At 70.4% G+C, this 15,754-nt stretch carries 16 protein-coding genes and 2 pseudogenes; 6 read left to right on the forward strand and 12 right to left on the reverse strand.

What is annotated here, in order from left to right; genetic code table 11:
- Positions 1–151: 151 nt before the first annotated feature.
- The 6 genes and pseudogenes from ACWDRW_RS39320 to ACWDRW_RS39345 form a co-directional block, all read right to left on the reverse strand.
- Positions 152–1,018, reverse strand: coding sequence for an endonuclease/exonuclease/phosphatase family protein (locus tag ACWDRW_RS39320; RefSeq protein ID WP_451733106.1), 867 nt, complete (start codon positions 1,016–1,018; stop codon positions 152–154).
- A gap of 80 nt (positions 1,019–1,098) precedes the next feature.
- Complete coding sequence (locus ACWDRW_RS39325; RefSeq protein WP_451733108.1) at positions 1,099–1,554, reverse strand: GNAT family N-acetyltransferase; 456 nt, start codon at positions 1,552–1,554, stop codon at positions 1,099–1,101.
- Between the two features lie 57 nt (positions 1,555–1,611).
- The gene (locus ACWDRW_RS39330) at positions 1,612–2,094 is read right to left on the reverse strand and encodes a GNAT family N-acetyltransferase (RefSeq protein WP_451733111.1); all 483 of its coding nucleotides are present in this window, start codon (positions 2,092–2,094) and stop codon (positions 1,612–1,614) included.
- A gap of 41 nt (positions 2,095–2,135) precedes the next feature.
- Complete coding sequence (locus tag ACWDRW_RS39335) at positions 2,136–2,690, reverse strand: AAA family ATPase (RefSeq protein ID WP_451733137.1); 555 nt, start codon at positions 2,688–2,690, stop codon at positions 2,136–2,138.
- 168 nt (positions 2,691–2,858) lie between these two features.
- Positions 2,859–3,318: pseudogene (locus ACWDRW_RS39340) on the reverse strand (LysE family translocator); the annotation flags it as partial.
- 26 nt (positions 3,319–3,344) lie between these two features.
- Positions 3,345–4,454 (reverse strand): diaminopropionate ammonia-lyase, encoded by a 1,110-nt coding sequence (locus ACWDRW_RS39345; RefSeq protein WP_451733113.1) that lies wholly within the window; start codon positions 4,452–4,454, stop codon positions 3,345–3,347.
- A 117-nt stretch (positions 4,455–4,571) separates the two neighbouring features.
- Between ACWDRW_RS39345 and ACWDRW_RS39350 the strand changes: the two genes are divergently transcribed.
- Both ACWDRW_RS39350 and ACWDRW_RS39355 read left to right on the forward strand, forming a co-directional pair.
- Complete coding sequence (locus tag ACWDRW_RS39350) at positions 4,572–5,492, forward strand: LysR substrate-binding domain-containing protein (protein WP_451733116.1); 921 nt, start codon at positions 4,572–4,574, stop codon at positions 5,490–5,492.
- Positions 5,493–5,603: 111 nt separating this feature from the next.
- Entirely contained in the window at positions 5,604–6,242 is a 639-nt protein-coding gene (locus ACWDRW_RS39355; RefSeq protein ID WP_451733118.1) for a DUF1707 SHOCT-like domain-containing protein, read from the forward strand.
- 80 nt (positions 6,243–6,322) lie between these two features.
- Here ACWDRW_RS39355 and ACWDRW_RS39360 read toward each other — a convergent pair whose 3' ends face one another.
- Positions 6,323–9,301 carry a carbohydrate binding domain-containing protein gene (locus tag ACWDRW_RS39360; protein WP_451733121.1) on the reverse strand — a complete coding sequence of 993 codons (2,979 nt, stop codon included), beginning with the start codon at positions 9,299–9,301 and terminating at the stop codon, positions 6,323–6,325.
- Positions 9,302–9,708: 407 nt separating this feature from the next.
- On the opposite strand from ACWDRW_RS39360, the gene ACWDRW_RS39365 reads away from it, so the two are divergent.
- Complete coding sequence (locus ACWDRW_RS39365; RefSeq protein WP_451733123.1) at positions 9,709–10,278, forward strand: hypothetical protein; 570 nt, start codon at positions 9,709–9,711, stop codon at positions 10,276–10,278.
- Between the two features lie 15 nt (positions 10,279–10,293).
- Here the strand turns inward: ACWDRW_RS39365 and ACWDRW_RS39370 are convergent, their stop codons facing one another.
- Both ACWDRW_RS39370 and ACWDRW_RS39375 read right to left on the reverse strand, forming a co-directional pair.
- A complete protein-coding gene (locus tag ACWDRW_RS39370) occupies positions 10,294–10,557 on the reverse strand; it encodes a hypothetical protein (protein ID WP_451733125.1) in 264 nt (87 codons plus the stop codon).
- Positions 10,558–11,107: 550 nt separating this feature from the next.
- Entirely contained in the window at positions 11,108–11,491 is a 384-nt protein-coding gene (locus tag ACWDRW_RS39375; protein ID WP_451733127.1) for a VOC family protein, read from the reverse strand.
- 126 nt (positions 11,492–11,617) lie between these two features.
- Between ACWDRW_RS39375 and ACWDRW_RS39380 the strand changes: the two genes are divergently transcribed.
- Positions 11,618–12,244, forward strand: coding sequence for a dihydrofolate reductase family protein (locus ACWDRW_RS39380; protein WP_451733130.1), 627 nt, complete (start codon positions 11,618–11,620; stop codon positions 12,242–12,244).
- 9 nt (positions 12,245–12,253) lie between these two features.
- A complete protein-coding gene (locus ACWDRW_RS39385; protein WP_451733132.1) occupies positions 12,254–12,793 on the forward strand; it encodes a GNAT family N-acetyltransferase in 540 nt (179 codons plus the stop codon).
- 22 nt (positions 12,794–12,815) lie between these two features.
- Here ACWDRW_RS39385 and ACWDRW_RS39390 read toward each other — a convergent pair whose 3' ends face one another.
- Both ACWDRW_RS39390 and ACWDRW_RS39395 read right to left on the reverse strand, forming a co-directional pair.
- Entirely contained in the window at positions 12,816–13,784 is a 969-nt protein-coding gene (locus ACWDRW_RS39390) for a DNA polymerase Y family protein (RefSeq protein WP_451733140.1), read from the reverse strand.
- Between the two features lie 35 nt (positions 13,785–13,819).
- Positions 13,820–14,119 carry a hypothetical protein gene (locus ACWDRW_RS39395; RefSeq protein ID WP_451733142.1) on the reverse strand — a complete coding sequence of 100 codons (300 nt, stop codon included), beginning with the start codon at positions 14,117–14,119 and terminating at the stop codon, positions 13,820–13,822.
- On the opposite strand from ACWDRW_RS39395, the pseudogene ACWDRW_RS39400 reads away from it, so the two are divergent.
- Positions 14,087–14,179 (forward strand): annotated as a pseudogene (locus tag ACWDRW_RS39400) (DUF6233 domain-containing protein); the annotation flags it as partial. The gene ACWDRW_RS39395 and the pseudogene ACWDRW_RS39400 sit on opposite strands and share 33 nt — an antisense overlap.
- Positions 14,180–14,280: 101 nt before the next feature.
- Here ACWDRW_RS39400 and ACWDRW_RS39405 read toward each other — a convergent pair.
- On the reverse strand, positions 14,281–15,754 hold a 1,474-nt coding region (locus ACWDRW_RS39405), incomplete at its 5' end, for an FAD-dependent oxidoreductase (protein ID WP_451733134.1).

Here is a 15,754-nt window from a genome sequence, read left to right on the forward strand (position 1 = left end):
TCCGCCAGGATCTCGCTGTGCACATATCCGCGCAGCATCAGCATCGCCATCAGCGCGGCGAGGACGAGCGTGGGCGCCCGCCGCAACCCCGCGACGTAGACCTGCCCCGCAGGCATGTGGCCGGGGCCGACGCAGCCGACTGCGGAAGGCCTCAGGCCACGTCCACGTCGGTCCGCAGCGGGTAGTGGTCCGAATACGTGGTGGGCTGTACGCGGTGGGTGAGCGGGACGATGCCGCGCAGGAAGATGTAGTCGAACTTGAGCTGCCACTCGGTGGTCACCTCGCAGGTGCCCTCGACCGACGGATGACACTGCGGGTCGGCGTCGGCGGCCAGCTTCCACATCGGGGAGAGTTCGGCGGCCTCCGGCACGGCGTTGAAGTCGCCGAGGACGATGGCGCGGTCGTGCCGGGCGACCACCTTGGCCAGGACGGACGTCTGCTCCGCGCGGATCTGCTCCTGGCGCCGTTCGGCGAGATGCGTGTTGAAGACCCGGACCAGTCGGCCGCCCACCCGCGTGGTGACGGCCAGGTAACCGCGGTCCTCGGACCCGCCGTCGGGGTACTCCACGTTCACCCGGTCCGTCATCGGGGCCGCCGACAGGATCGCCTGGCCGTAGGCTCCCGGGCGCCACGGCGCTCCACCGCAGCGGCTCCACTTCCGCAGGACCGTGCCGTACTCGACGTGGTAGACCAGCCCGTGCAGGTTCTCCAGGTGGTCCCGGATCCTCGCGACGTCCCCCTCGCATGCTTCCTGCAGGCCGACGACCTGGGGCGCGTACCTGGCGATCTGCGCCGCCCGGTTGACGTTGCTCTCGTCGCAGGGGTTGCAGAGGTTCCACGTCATGACCCGGTTCGGCACGACGTCCCTGACGGCCCCGGCGGGCCGTGAGCCGTCGCTTTGCTCACTGGCGCCGACGAGCACCAGGCAAGCCACGATCATGGCGCCCGCGAGCAACCGCGCGCTCTTTCCGAGCAACATCGCCTCCTGGCTGTGGACACACTCGGTGTCTGACGTCATTCGACGTCCACATCCACGAGGTTATGTGACGGGCCGTGCGGCAACACGCCCTTCTCTCCCGCCACCGGGCAATTGGCCGACTACAGCTCCCGCGCGGCGACGATCTCGCCGTCCACCACTTCGCCGGTGACACGGAAACCGAGGCGTACGTAAAAGGGTTCCGGGCCGCCCTCGCCCGGCTGCCAGGACACCCACAGCCTCCGCTCGCCGCGCCGTCGCGCCTCGGCGCACACCTCCGCCACGGCGAAACTGCCGTACCCCTGTCCCTGCAGATCCGCGGCGATGTTCAGCCGCCACAGATAGCTCCGATACGGCTCCACCTCGTGCGCCGGATCGAAGCCGGCCATGACGAAGCCGACCACCCGCTCACCGTCACAGATCACGCGGGGCCAGGCGACCTCCCCGTACGCGTACGCCTCGGCGAGGGAGGTGGCCACCGGATCGACGAAGCGCTCCTGACCGGGACGCAACCGCAGGCGGCAGACCGCGTCGACGTTCTCCGGCGTCACCTTCGCCAGATGTACGGCCGAACTCACCAAGGGACACTCCTCACTTGGGCCTCCACTTCCGCAGTGCCGCTCGGGTGGACAGGGTCAGCCGTGCAGTGTGAGGAGCAGCTCGTCGACTTCCTCGCCCCGGCCGTTCGCGAAATCCCTCTCGCTGCCGGTAACCACGAACCCGCACTTCTTCAGCACTTGGAGGGAGCCGGCGTTGTCCGCCACCGCGCGGGCGTGCAGCGGACGCTCCGGTACGACGTCGAGCATCTCCCGCAGCGCCGCGGTGGCCACTCCTCGACCCCAGTACTCCCGCCCGATCCAGTACGTGACCTCGCGTTCCTCGGGCGGACCGAACACCGCGATGTGCCCTACGATCGCTCCCGCACTGCCACCATCAACGACCGTGCGCATGATGGCCGTCGGATTCTGCCGGTTGCGCGCCCAGTGAGCCTCGAAGCGGGCACGGTCCGACGGGTCCTCGGCGGTGAACGCTGCCATTCGAATGCTCTCGGGATCGTTCATCTGGGCGAAGTAGACCGGGAGATCGGCGTCTCTCACTTCGCGCAACATGACGTTCATCCAGGCCTCCGCGGCGACAGACGATCCGGGCGCCCGTAAGGCTACGCCGAGACGAAGCAGTCCCGCGGGGGCAATTCGCCCAGGCCGGTCTCGCGCATGATGCGTTCGACCGTGTTCGCGAGGGTGCTGTCGGCTCCGATGACCGTCTCGATCCTGGCGGGCAGCAGGTCGCTTGCGCGGTACCAGGCACGCAGATCCCGCTCCGTGACCTGCGCGAGGTATTCCGCATCGGGCTTGGTCGCGTGCCGCGCCAGGGTCTCCGCAAAGGGGATGTCGAGGTAGTAGCAGCGGGTGAGCCCCTTGTGGGCGCGGACGAGGTCGTGGAGCATCGCGCCGTAGTGGTCGGCGCAGAGGATCCCTTCCACGATCACGTGATAGCCGGCGTCCAGTGCGTAGCGGGCCGTCAGGTCGATGAGCCCGATGTTCACCGCGCCCGGCCTGTCGCGCTCGCGCAGCACCACCCGGCGGAGGTTGTCCTGCCCGACCAGCGCGACGCCCCGGCCATATCTCTCCCGGATTCCGGCTGCCACCGAGGATTTACCCGATGCCGAGTTCCCGCGCAGCACGATCAGCCGGGTCTCCGTATGTCCCACCACCACGCTCCACACGGTAGCGGGAAGCCCGGCGGGCCCTCAGCGCTGATGCGGTCCCGGCGCGGAGCAGGCCGCTCTGGGGCCTGCGTGTCGTTCATGTACCGCCCCGTCGACGCCACAGGGGCGATGTCCTTCGGTGCGGATCAGGTCGAGGTGGTGGCGGTCATGAGGGATGCGCGGCTTTTCGAGGACGTGCCGCGCCTTGGCCAGCAGGAACGTGTAGGCGCCCAGCCAGGACAGGGTGAGGGCGGCGTGCAGGAGCACCAGCAGCGTCATCGCCCAGGGCGTCGGCAATGAGGGCGGGGCCAGGGTGGGCAGCAGGCCGGTGTAGAAGACGGCGATCTTCGGGTTGAGGACGTTGCGGCGCCTGCGAGCCGAGGAACATCAGGTAGCCGGCGCCGAGGAGTGTGACGGCCTGGTAGGCCGTGGGCGATGCGGCGAGGACGGCCGAAAACCCGGCCACGGTCAGGACGCCCCGGAGCATCAGCCCGGTCGCGATGCCGCCGACGGTTCGCCGCGCGTCCGCGGGACCGGCCGCCAGGGCACGCCGGATGACCACCGCCATGTCCGGGCCGGCCACGATGGTGAGAAGGCCGAGAACGCCGAGGGCGGCCAGGAGATGGGTCAGCATGCCAGGGGCTTTCCGGTGTCGGGTGTTCAGTGAGCGGTTGTGGCGTGCGGGTTGGCGGCGGCGCCCTCCGTGCTCAGCAGGACGACCACCGAGGTCGGTCCGAGGCCCAGTGCGCTACGTCGTTCCCCGGCGCCCGCGCCGGTGAGGGCCGCGCGCAATCCGGCGAGCGCGGCGGCTCCGCACGGGCCCGAGGAGACGCCCGCGGCCGCCAGTTCCCCGGCCGCGCGGGCGCTGTCGGTGTCGGCGATGGCGACCGCCGCGTCCAAGCCGCCGTACAGGTAGGGCCAGGCGATGCTGGAGGGTGTGCCGCAGTTCAGGCCGGCCATGGTCGTCTCGCGCGTGGTGACGCTGACGGGTGCGCCGCTGCTGAGGCTTCGCAGGACGCAGGGCGCCGCCTCGGGCTCCACCGAGAGCAGGGTCGGGGCGTGCCCGCGGCGGCGGCTGCGGTAATGGGTGATCACAGCCTGTGCCAGCGAGCCCACGCCCACCGGAATGGCGACGAGGTCGGGACCGTCGCGGACCTCCGTGACCGCCAACTGCTCGTCGATCTCGGCGCACAGGGTGGAGTAGCCCTCGACGATCCATCCCGGGATCCGCTCGTAGCCCGGCCAGGCGGTGTCCTGGATCAGGACCGTGTGCGGCGCGGTGGCCGCCCGGGCCGCAAGGCGCACGGCCTCGTCGTACGGTCCTGCGACCTCGGTGACCTGAGCCTGTTCGGCGGCGATGGCCGCCACGGCCTTCGGGTGGACGCCCTGGGGGACGAAGACATGGGCGTGCTGGCCGAAGTGGTGTGCCGTGCGGGCCACCGCACGGCCGTGGTTGCCGTCGGTGGCGGTGACCAGGGTCGCCGGAGCATCGTCCGCGCCGTTCGCCGCCCGCTCGGCGAGGGTTCGGTGCACCGCCCAGGACGCACCCAGCGCCTTGAACGCAGGCAGGCCCAGACGGAACGACTCGTCCTTGACGAAGACCCGGCCGACGCCCAATGCGTCCGCCAGGCAGCGGAGTTCCGTCAGCGGGGTGGGCGTGTAGTCGGGCAGCGAGGCGTGGAAGTCCCGGACCTCGGCCGGGGCGGGTCCACACCGCCAGGTACGGGCTTCGGGTCGGGCGAGCCACGGGAGGAGGGCGTTGTCGGCCATGGGAACAGGGTCCGACGGGGTCGTATGATCGGTCCAGCGAATGTTTCCGATCTGTATTCGTCGGAAAAGCCGACCGATGACCTCGCGGGTCCGTAGGGCGAGGAGAGCGGGCTTCCCGTGTTCGATCTGCACCGCCTGCGCCTGCTGCGTGAACTCAAGCACCGCGGCACCCTGGCAGCCGTCGCCGCCGCCCTGTCCTACGCCCCCTCGTCGGTCTCCCAGCAGCTCTCGCAGCTGGAGGCGGAGGTCGGCGTGCCGCTGCTGCTGCCGGTCGGACGGCGGGTACGGCTGACCGAGCAGGCCGAGATCCTCGTCGCCCACACCGAGGCGGTCCTGGAACGCCTGGAGCGCGCGGAGGCGGACATCGCCGCCTCCCTCACCGACCTGACCGGCACGCTCCGTGTCGCCTCGTTCCAGACGGCCGCCCTGGCCCTCGTCCCGACCGCGCTCGGCCTGCTGCGCGACCTTCACCCGCACCTGCGCGTCCATGTGACGCACATGGAGCCGGAAAGGGCCCTTCCCGCCCTGCTGGCCCGCGACTTCGACCTCGTCCTCGCCGAGGAATACCCCGGCGACCCCAATCCGCGTCCCGCCGAACTCGAACAGCGGGATCTGCTCGACGACGCCCTCCACCTCGCCCTGCCCGAGGCGCACGACGGATCGGACACGGACGGCCCGCTGACGGCGCTGCGCGCGCTGGCGGATCACCCGTGGGTGATGGAACCCGAGGGAACAGCCGCCCGGCACTGGGCCACGACGCTGTGCCGCGACGCCGGTTTCGAACCCGACGTACGGTTCGAGACCACCGACCTGCTGCTCCACCTCCGCCTCGTCGAGCAGCGCCTCGCCGCGGCGTTCCTCCCCGACCTCGTCTTCGGCGCAGGGGCGCCGACCGTCGCACTGTGCCCACTCCCCCGAGGCCGGCGCACCCGCCGTATCTTCACCGTCGTACGTCGTGGTCGCGGCCGGCATCCTGCCGTCCGGGCGTGCCAGGACGCCCTTCTGCAGGCGGTCGCGCTTCGCGCCGGTCAGGTGTGAGCGTCTCCGCTCGGCGGCCGGCCCTGATCCATGTCGCGATATAGCGCTAGTCTTCTCCTCGCGCCGCTGCCCGCGTCGCACGGAGACGTTCGACAGGACCAGGACGGAAGCATGTCGGGAGAGATCTCGCCCCTCGGTAATGGCTCCGGCCCCGACGCGTCGCCCGGGATTCGGGCCTCTCACGCGGACCGGGACCGGGTGGTGGACGTGCTGCGTATCGCCGCGGGGGACGGCCTGTTGACCGCGGACGAGTTGGACGAGCGCCTGGAGTCCGCGCTGGCGGCGCGGACTCTGGGTGAACTGGCCGCGCTCACCGCCGACTTGCCGCCCGTGTCGGCCACGGGCGCGGTGACCGGCGCCGAGGTCAAGGACGTCATCCGGATCGAGCAGGTGCACAGCGCCAAGGTCGAGCGCGTGGGGCGCTGGGTGGTACCGCGGAGGATCGAACTCGCGGTGTACTGGTGCGATGTGACACTCGACTTCACCGATGCCGTGATCACGCAGGACACCTTGCGGATCGACATGGATATGGCGGGCAAGACCCTGACGCTGGTCACCAGGCCGGGCATCGTGGTCGACACGGACGGGCTGAAGCTGGTGCACAGCAAGGTCACACACCGTCAGGTTCCGGCGCCTTCCGGCACCCCGGTGACTCTGCGGGTGGAGTTGGTCGGGCAGAAGGCCCACGGCCGCGTGGTGGTACGGCCCCCGCGGCGGTCGTTCGGTCAGTGGCTGTTCCGCACCGGCTGAGCCGTCCGGAGCGGAAGAGTGCCTGACGCCGCCGGCGGCGCGGGGGGCCGACGCTGCTGTCGGCCCCCCGCGCCGGAGGGCTAGTTGAGGTAGGGGCCGGCCGATCCGATCCTGCCGGTGCCGTTGAGGACGTACACCCGCAGGTTGCCCTTGCCGGGTGCGGCGACCGTGAGCTTGCCGTCGGTGACGACGCGGGTGTCGCCGGTGACGGCGTCCGTGTAGGTGCCGTTGGGGATGCCGGTGTAGGTGGCGCCGTGGGTGACGGTGACCAGGGCGAAGCTGTCGGTGGTGCCGTGGGTGTAGCGCCGTTTGAAGGCCATCTCGCCGGTGATGCCGTCGGTGGAGTACTGGCCCATCTGCAGGGCGGGGACGGCCCGGCGGATCTCGTTGAGCCGCTGGACGTGCTTGACCAGCGGCTGCTGCAGAGTGGTGGCGACGGCGCCGGTTGCGGAGGTGACCTTGGAGAAATCGGTGACCTGCACGTCTCCGGCGACGTGGTCGCCGTAGTAGGCGCGGCCGGTCGTGGCGAGCGGGCAGCTGGGGCCGCAGTCGATCTTCTTGCCCTTCTGGAACTCGATCTCCGAGCCGTAGTAGAGGGTGGGGATGCCGCGGAAGGTCCACATCAGGGACATGTTCTCGGCCCAGGCGTCGGTGCCTCCGGTGTAGCGTTCGCCGCTCTTGTTGGGGCCGTAGTCGTGGCTGTCGACGTAGACGACGTTGTAGGTGGCGTCGTGGTAACTGTCGTCCGAGTCCTTGCCGTTGTGGAAGGCGTTGGTGGCGTCACCGAAGTTCATGTGCGTGCGCATGTCGATGACGTTCATGCCGGAGAACCTGCTGTGGTCCGGGGTGTGGTAGGTGTTGCCGTCCAGGAAGGCGTTGGTGGAGGTGGGCTGGCCGGCCGGGCCGAGCTGCTGCTCGTAGTCGTACATCTCCAGCGCCGCGGTGGCGTCGTCGGCGCTGTACTCCTTGCGTTCCTTCCAGGTGAAGAACTGGGCGGAGTGGTTGACCGAGCCGCGGTTCCACTTGTCGTTGACGAAGGCCGCGACCTCCCCGAAGACGAAGAAGTTCCGTGCGGCCTCCGCTCCGTGCTGCTGGGCGACGCGTTCCTGGATGGCGGGCAGGAAGCGGCGGTTCCAGGTGGTACGCGGGATGTGCACGGCGGTGTCGACGCGGAAGCCGTCGACGCCCATGTCGATGTACTTGTTGTAGGCGCCGATCAGGTAGTTCTGCACCTGGGCGTTCTCGGTGTTGAAGTCGGCGAGGTCTTCGTGCAGCCAGCAGGAACGGGAGTCCTCGCCTTCCCAGTTCCCGATCCAGCAGTTGTGGTAGAGCGCCTTGGGGAACATTCCGGATGTGGGGCTGGGCCACTGGCAGTTGTAGATGCGGTACCCCTCCGGGGAGGTGTACTGGGTGGGCTTGCCCCAGTCGACGCAGGTGTTGCCGTTCGGCTCGGTGGTGGACCACAGGTCGCCGTTGTAATACGACTTGCCGCTCTTGGCGTCGACGGTCAGGCCGTCGTACTCGAAGCCCGGCTGCTTCTCGTCGTAGTACCAGCTCCACTGTGAGTCCCTGACGCCGTAGACGGTGGGGACGAACAGGCCCTTGGCGCCCCAGCGGGAGGAGTGGTTGTAGACGACGTCCTGGTAGATTTTCATGCCCTTGGCGTGGGCGGCGTTGATCAGGTCCTGGTAGGAGGCGCCGGCGGACTCCAGGCGGGGGTCGACCTTGTAGAAGTCCCAGCCGTGGTAGCCGTGATAGTCGTAGTCGGAGCGGTTGAGGACGACCGGGGTGATCCACACCGCGGAGAAGCCGAGGCCCTTGATGTAGTCGAGCTTGTTCACCAGCCCCTTGAAGTCGCCTCGGAACATGGGGTCGTCGTTGGCCGCGTTGCCGGACTTCTGGTGCTGGGCGCCACCACGGTTGTTGGAGCTGTCGCCGTCGTTGAAGCGGGCGGTCAGGACGAAGTAGATGGGGTCCTTGCGCGGGTCGGTGCCCAGGGGCTTGCCGGGCGCGGGGGCGGCTGGCTTCTCCCCGGTCGTCGCCACGGCGGGAGCGGAGGACGCGGACATGTTGCCTGCGGAGTCGACGGCCCTGACGGTGTAGGTGTACGCGGTCTTCTCCTCCAGGTTCGCATCGGAGAAGACGGTCGAGGCGATGTCGGACACGACGGTGCCACGGGTGCCGCCGGTGCGGGTCACCTGGTACTTGGTGACGGCCTTGTTGTCGGTGGACGGCTCCCAGGTCAGCACGACGGACACGCCGTCGGCCCGGGCGGTGACGTCGGCCGGGACCGTGGGTGCCTGGACGTCAGGAGCTTCGCCCGCGCACGGGTCGTCGGCGTTCGGGGTGACGGTGCTGTTCTCGACTGTGGTGACGCCTGCGGGAAGGGCGTAGTCGGCGCCGCCGTTGTTGTCCCAGACGCCGTTGCCGTTGTTGAACGCGGCCTTCATCGAGGTGGCCGCGCCCAGGTCGATGTCCTTCCTCCACCAGCCGGCGCAGGCGGACTGCATGCCGACTCCGGGCACGGTGGTCCAGGCTCCGCCGGTGGGCTGGTAGTGGATGTTCGCGGTGCTCCAGCCGAGGGTCCGGGTGGAGTAGTAGACCGTGGCCGCGTTGCCGTCCGGGTCGCCGCCGTCCGCACAGGGATCGGAGTGGGCGATGACGCCGTCCTTGACGGTGATGGTGCCGGTGCCGAGGTCGTAGTTCTGGCCCCCGTTGTTGTCCCAGGTACCCGAGCCGTTGTTGAAGGTGGCCCGCAGGCCCTCCGCGGCACCGAGGGTCACGGTCTTCTTCACCCAGTCGGTGCAGGCGGTTTCCATCGCCACGCCCGGGACCGTGGTCCAGGCACCGCCGTCGGGCGCGTAGTGGAGGTTGTACCGGGCCCAGTTCTTGGTCTTCGTGTAGTAGAAGACGGTCGCCGAGTTGTCGACGGCGGCGGCAGCGGGAGCGGTCGCGGGTGACGGGTCGTCCGGTGGCACGGACACCAGCCCCAGGACGCCGCCGGCGGTCAGTGCGGCGGCCAACGGGCGTCTGAGCAGGCGTATGCGGGTGCGTTTCATGCGTCTCTCCAAGAGGAGTCACCACACTGGAAGAACAAACGGAAACTTGCAGAAAGCCCTTACAGTGGCGGGAAGTTACCGGCGCGCGACGGTGACGTAAAGAGATCCGACCAAACCTGGGGTCGGGCAGGGAGCGAAGGCACGGCACAGCGGAGTGAGCCCTACAACAGCGCTGTCGGGTATGGGAGTTATGCGCTCGTCTGGATGCGATGTGCGGGCCGCCGCACTGCAAGAAGCACCGCAAGCTTGCCGCGGACGCAAAGCGCCACGTCGCGCCACCCCTTCCGCCACCCAGAAATATGCACCAGCATGGGCGCCACGAATTCCGGCCGTACCGCGGACATTCGCTCCGCCTTGCGCGCCGTCGCAGGCCTCCATCCAGCCGCCACCCTCCCGGCAGGAACGCGATGAGAAATCACACCCACCAGGCAGTGGAATGGCTCGCCGCCGCCGCGATCGATCCCCGGGCCTGCAAACGGGACTGGCAGACGGACAGGGGCACGGCCGTGCTGGGGGCCGGGCGGTTCTGGGATGTGCTGAGCGTCCCGGAGGAACTCGGCCTGTTCGCGCTCGACGTGCTGCTGCGGTCCGAGCATCCCGGCCCCGCCGCCGCTCCCGGCGTCGGCCCCGTCCTCGCCGACTTCGCCGCCCACCGCGTGGGCTTCTTCCTGCCGCCGGATCCCCGCAGCCGCTGGGTCGGCGACGGGATCCGCTACGCCGGCAAGGGCACCTGGATCGCCGTCCCGGCACCCCAGCGGTCCAGCGGCCCCCTGCGCTGGCTCGTGCCGCCCGACGGCAGCGGCACCCTCTGTTCCCCCGACGCCGTGGAAGTGGCCTTCCAGCAGGCCGCGGCCATACTGGCCGCCCTTCTCGACCCGTCCCGGCCCGGCCGCGGAGTGCGAGCGGCCGAGGCGGAGGTCCACCGGCGTGTGTTGCGTGCGCGAGGCTCCGCGGACACGGGGCAACCGCAGGCCTGAGCACCCTGTTCGGGGCTACGAGACGCCCACGGGCTCCCGGCCGGCCGCGTCCCTGTCGAGGCCCCACCGGTCGGGCATCCCGGTGGCGAACCCACCGGCCAGGGCTGCCCATTGCGCATCATGCCCACCCGGCACCATGCGCCCTTGCGCCCACCACTCCGCCACCAGCGCGGCGTAGATCGGCGGGTTGACCCTGTACGCACCCGGGGGTTCGGCGTACGGCAGCTCGAGCCTCCCGTGATGCAGGAGGGACCCGGTCGTGGTGGTAGTGCGGTCCATGACGCTGCAACGCCTCCGGTGCGCCGGTGGTACGGGTGTACCCACGGATGCAGCCGCATCGAGTGAGCGAGCCTCCCCCGATCGGGGCCATGTTCTTGTCGGACAGGACGGTCATCAGCTCGGCTGAGCGGCGGTGTCAGTGGCTTCCTCTGAGACGAAAGCCCTTCGTTCGACCTCCTGCCACAGTCGCGGTCCTGGCCGGCGGCCGATCAGGACAGCACGCTCGGAAGCGTCTCCGCCCCCGTCGCTCCGTACGCGATCTACGCGCCGGGCGGCACGGGGCTGATCCCCTGGGGCTCCAGGGAGTGGGCCGACGGGTACTTCTGGCTGATCGACGCCGAGCGGCCCGGCGACTGCCCCATCCTCGCGACGCCGAGGACGGCGGCGCATGGCACCGGGACGACATGTCCACCTCGGAGTTCCTCTACCGCGTCCTCGCCGACGCCGATTTCGCGCCGTTCGGGATCGTGCGCCGCGCACTAGACCCGACCTTCGAGCGCGGCTCGGGCGACCAGACGTGATGCGCTGACGGTGAAGCCTTCCGTGAGCTTCAGGAAGGCGTCGCGGCTCGGTCGGCCTCGCTGCGCAGGACACAGAACTCGTTGCCTTCGGGATCGGCGAGAACGGCCCAGCCCGTGCCGTCGGGATGGCGGTGATCGCCGACGAAGGTGGCCCCGAGCTCCAGCAGCCGTTCCACCTCCTGGTCTCGAGAGGTCTCAGGGCGCAGACACAGGTGGACCCGGTTCTTGACCTTCTTGGGCTCGGGCACCTGGTTGAAGTACAGCACCGGGCCCTCCGCCAGCAGCACCTGAGTCTCGCGATCGCCTGGTTCGGCCTCCGGGTCTATGGGGCGGCCGGTCACCCTGCTCCAGAACAGGGCCAGCTCATAGGCATCCGCACAGTCGATCGCCACGTTCTGCAATACCGAAACCATGCGCGCCAGCCTTCCCGACTCCCCCTCCGGACGCCACTGAGTTGCCGAAGCGTCAGGGCGCGTCGCGATGAGTTCCCCGGGGTCCGCCGGTCGTACTGTCTGGGGCGTCGGCCAAGAGGAGCTGTGATGCGTAGCGTGACCTATTCGATGAGCGTCTCACTGGACGGATACATCGCCGGGCCGGACGGCGGCATCGACTGGACCGTGCCCGCCCCGGATGCCTTTCGCTTCTGGATCGACGAGATCCGGGAGGTAGGCGTCCACCTGCTGGGTCGGCGGCTGTACGAGACGATGCTGTACTGGGAGACCGCCGAACAGGAGCAGTCGCTCGACGACGCCGAGGTCGAGTGGGCCGCGCTGTGGAACCCGCTGCCCAAAGTGGTGTTCTCCACGACGCTGTCGGAGGTGCGGGGCAGTGCCCGCCTGGCCTCCGGCAGCCTGGCCGAGGAGATCGAGCGGTTGCGCGCCGAGCCGGGTGAGGGTGACATCGCGATCGGCGGAGCGACGCTCGCCGCCGAGGCGGGCGCGCTGGGGCTGATCGACGAGTACCGGACCCTCGTCTACCCGGTGCTGGTCGGCGGCGGCACCCCGTACTTCCCTCGTGAGGAGCGCCGCGTGGATCTCGAGCTGGTCGAGACCCGCACCTTCAACTCGCAAGTGGTCTACCTCCGCCATCGAGTGAAGCGCCAGGCCGAGCCGTTCGTGGACCCGGAGCAAACAACCGCCCGGCCAGTGGACGTGACGGCCTGTTAGCTTGTGCGGATGGAAGATCTTGGACCTGTGGCCTGGCCGCCTGCGCCGTTGAGGACCGAGCGCCTCGTGCTCCGTGCGCCCGAGGCGCGGGACCGTGCGGCGTTCATCGAGCTGCTCGCCTCGCCGGAGGTGCACACCTACCTCGGCGGTCCCCGCCCGCGCGACGAGCTCGAGCGCGAGATGCCTGAGGTGCCGCATCCCTGGCCCGGGAGTTTCGTCGTGGAGCTCGACGGGGCGATGATCGGCCAGATCCTGCTCAGGAGGGCGACCGGGCACCGTCGCCCCGCTGCCGTGGGGAAGGCCGACCTCGGCTATCTGTTCTTGCCGCGGGCGTGGGGGTTCGGGTACGCGGCCGAGGCGTGTGCGGCCGCACTCGGCTGGTTCGACGGCGTCCTTCCCGGCGAGCCGGTGGTGCTCACCACCCAGAGCGCCAACGTCGGCTCGATGCGCCTCGCGGCGAAGCTGGGGTTCACCGAGGTGGAGCGGTTCCGGGCCTGGGACGCCGAGCAGTGGCTCGGTCTGCGGTCCCCGCTCACGCCGTCCAGTTGAGTTCGCGACCGGACTCGTGTCTTCACGAAGCGCGGCGGAAGACGGCGGCGGGGCCGATGACGCGGGGGCCGAACTTGTCCCGGACGCGGTCGATGGCCGCCTCGGCGGCGAGGCGGTCTTCGCGGGCGTGGTCGAGGGTGATCTGCTGGGCGACCCTGTCGGCGTCGATGAGGTCTTCGCCCTGCAGGGTCAGTGCGGTCAGGCGTCCGCGTTGCAGGCCGGCACCGTCCAGCAGCCGGTAGGCGATCAGACGGAGATCGTCGTCGTGTGCGGACGGCTCGGTGAGGCGGCGGGTCTTCGCCCAGGTGGCGCCGCCGGCGAAGGTCAGCCGCAGGGTCAGAGCGCGGGCGGCCTGGCCGCGCCGGCGCAGCAGCGGCCCGAGTCGGCTGACCAGGTCGAGCAGGGCGGCGCGGGTTTCGGCGCCGTCGAGCGTGTGGCGGGCGAAGCGGTGGCTGACGGTCGCGGAAGCGGGCAGGGCGCGGGGGACGACGGGGCGTGGGTCGATGCCGCGGGCGCGGTCGGCGGCCGTTCGCCCGGCCCGGCCGCCCAGCAGGCGCTGCACGGTCGCGGGTGGAACGGCGGCGAGCAGGCCGACGCGGTGGATGCCGTAGTCACGCAGGATCTCGGCCTGGCGGGGGCCGATGCCGTGCAGGGCGTCGACCGGGAGCGGTCCCAGCCATCCGCCGACCTCGTCCGGGGCGATGGCCAGGACTCCCCCGGGCCGCGGAACCTGGGCGGAGGCGGTGGCGGCGACGGTGATCGACGGGCCGATGCCGACGCGTACGTCGATGCCGAGACGGGAGATCGTGCGCACCCGCAGCATCTCGCCCAGTCGGCGGGTGTCCGAGCCGTAGTAGCGCAGGGCGCCCTTGAGCTCCACCAGTGCCGCGGTCGGCGGCATGGCCTGTACGACCGGTGACAGTTCCGCCAGCTGCTCCAGCACCTGCCGGTAGGTCTCCTCCGGGAGACGGTCCGGGCAGCGCACATGCATCACCGTCGACACCTCGAGTGCCGATGCGTCCGTAGTCACGGCATCCACCTCCCGCCCTCCACGTTATCGAACATAAAATCGAACACGCGAGGGCGCCAGCGGTGGATCATGAGCATAGAATCAAAAATGTGTTCGATGACCTGCCGCCCGACCTGGACCGCCTGCACACCCTGCGGGTCTGGCACGCCATGTGGCTCAAGCGCATCGATCACAAGATCGCGGCGCTCCAGGAGCGGCAGGCCGAACAGGAGCACGGCAGGCGCAGCCGCCCGCAGCCGCCGGAGTGGATCGTCGAACTCGGCATCGGGGACGGACGGCCGCCCGTCGAGGTCCACGCCGGCGACTGCCACATGGCCGGGCCCCGGCGCCGTCCCGTCAGCCGCGACGAGGCACGTCGGCTGATCGCGGCGGGACTGCGCGCCTGCGTCCACTGCCAACCGGACACCCGGCTGCACATCCTGGACTTATCGGCCCCGGCCTCGGGCTCGGCGAGCACTCAGCGGCTCGCCCGGTCGGCGAGGCGGCGCAGCAATGCGGAGCGGCCGTGTTCGGGCACCGTCCACAGGGTCTGTCCCCGCACCCCCCAGCGCTCCAGCAGGGCGTTGGCGGCCAGCAGGCCGGTCGTCGCCGCGCGCTCCATCAGCGCCACCGGCAGGTCGGTGCGCACCAGGTCACCGGCGATCACGAGGTCAGGGTGCGGGGTGCGGACGGTGGGGCGGTCGGCGTAGCCGCCCACCGGGAAGAGCGGGCAGTCCGCCCGCCACTCATGGCGGGAGTCGACGACGGTGGCCGTGCGGGTCTCCGGGTAGACGCGGTGCAACTGCTCCACGAGCCGTTTCTGTTCGACGTCTCGGGGGGCGTCGGGAGGCACGGCGTAGGCGTGGAGCTCCACCACGGATCCCCCGGTGCGGGCCGCCCAACGGGCTGCCTCGTCCTCCCAGCGGTCCAGCACGCTGATGTTGTCGAGCGTGCCGAATCCACTGGTTCCCAGAAAGCCCGGCCGGGTGCAGGCGACGGGCCGGTCCAGCCAGAGCCGGCTGACCAGGAAGGGAGGGGCGGTGCGCAGGCGTGCGACGCGCTCGCGCCAGGGCGCGTCGCCCAGGCTTTCCGAGCCCGCGACCACGGAGCGCAGACCGCCGGTGTCCAGCGCGAGGACCACCGCGTCGTACCGCCGCTCGGCACCGTCGGCGGCGACCGCGAAGCCGCCCTTCCGGGCGGGCGTGATGTGCTCCACCGTGGTGGCCGTGCGCAGCTCGGCCTCGTGCCGCAGCAGATAGCGGGTCAGTGGATCCCACAGGGCCGTGGGGAAGGACGCGCGGGGCACGTCGAACAGCAGGCCCTCGGCCGAGCCGAGGAAGTAGATGTGGAACATGAGCGCCATCTCGGCCGCCGACAGCTGCCGGGGGTCCGCGAAGAAGCTCCGGGAGAACACCTCGAACGCCAGATGGCGGGCGCGCTCGGGGAAGCCGACGGCGTCCAGGAAGTCGTGCGCGCTGGTGTCGTCGAGGCGCGCGTAGACGTCCGGGACACGCACGTCGAGCAGGGGCAGGGCGGCCACCGGGTTCATGGCGCGCAGGTCCCGCAGCTGGAAGGAGCGGCTGCGGGCGACGAACCCCAGCGCGCTCCACGGCGGTGTGCGCGGCACGTGCCGGAAGCTGTCGTGCAGCCCGCTGGCGTGCAGCAGGGGGTAGTCGGGCAGGCCGGTCAGGCGGGCAAGGGCGGGATCGGTACGGCGCAGCAGTCCGCGCAGGTTGTAGTACTGGCGGAAGAAGGCGTGGAAGCCCCGGCTCATGGCGGTCGTACTGCCGTCGCTCAACCGGATGCTCCAGCCGCCCGCGCGCCCGCCGAGGTAGGGCTCACGTTCGTACAGGGTCACGGCCACGCCGCGTTCGGCCAGTGCGGTGGCGGCTGCCAGGCCCGCGATGCCGCCGCCGACCACGGCGACGGTGGGCCGAGGGCCGGCCCCCCGT

The sequence above is a fragment of the Streptomyces sp. NPDC003635 genome (assembly GCF_053587635.1).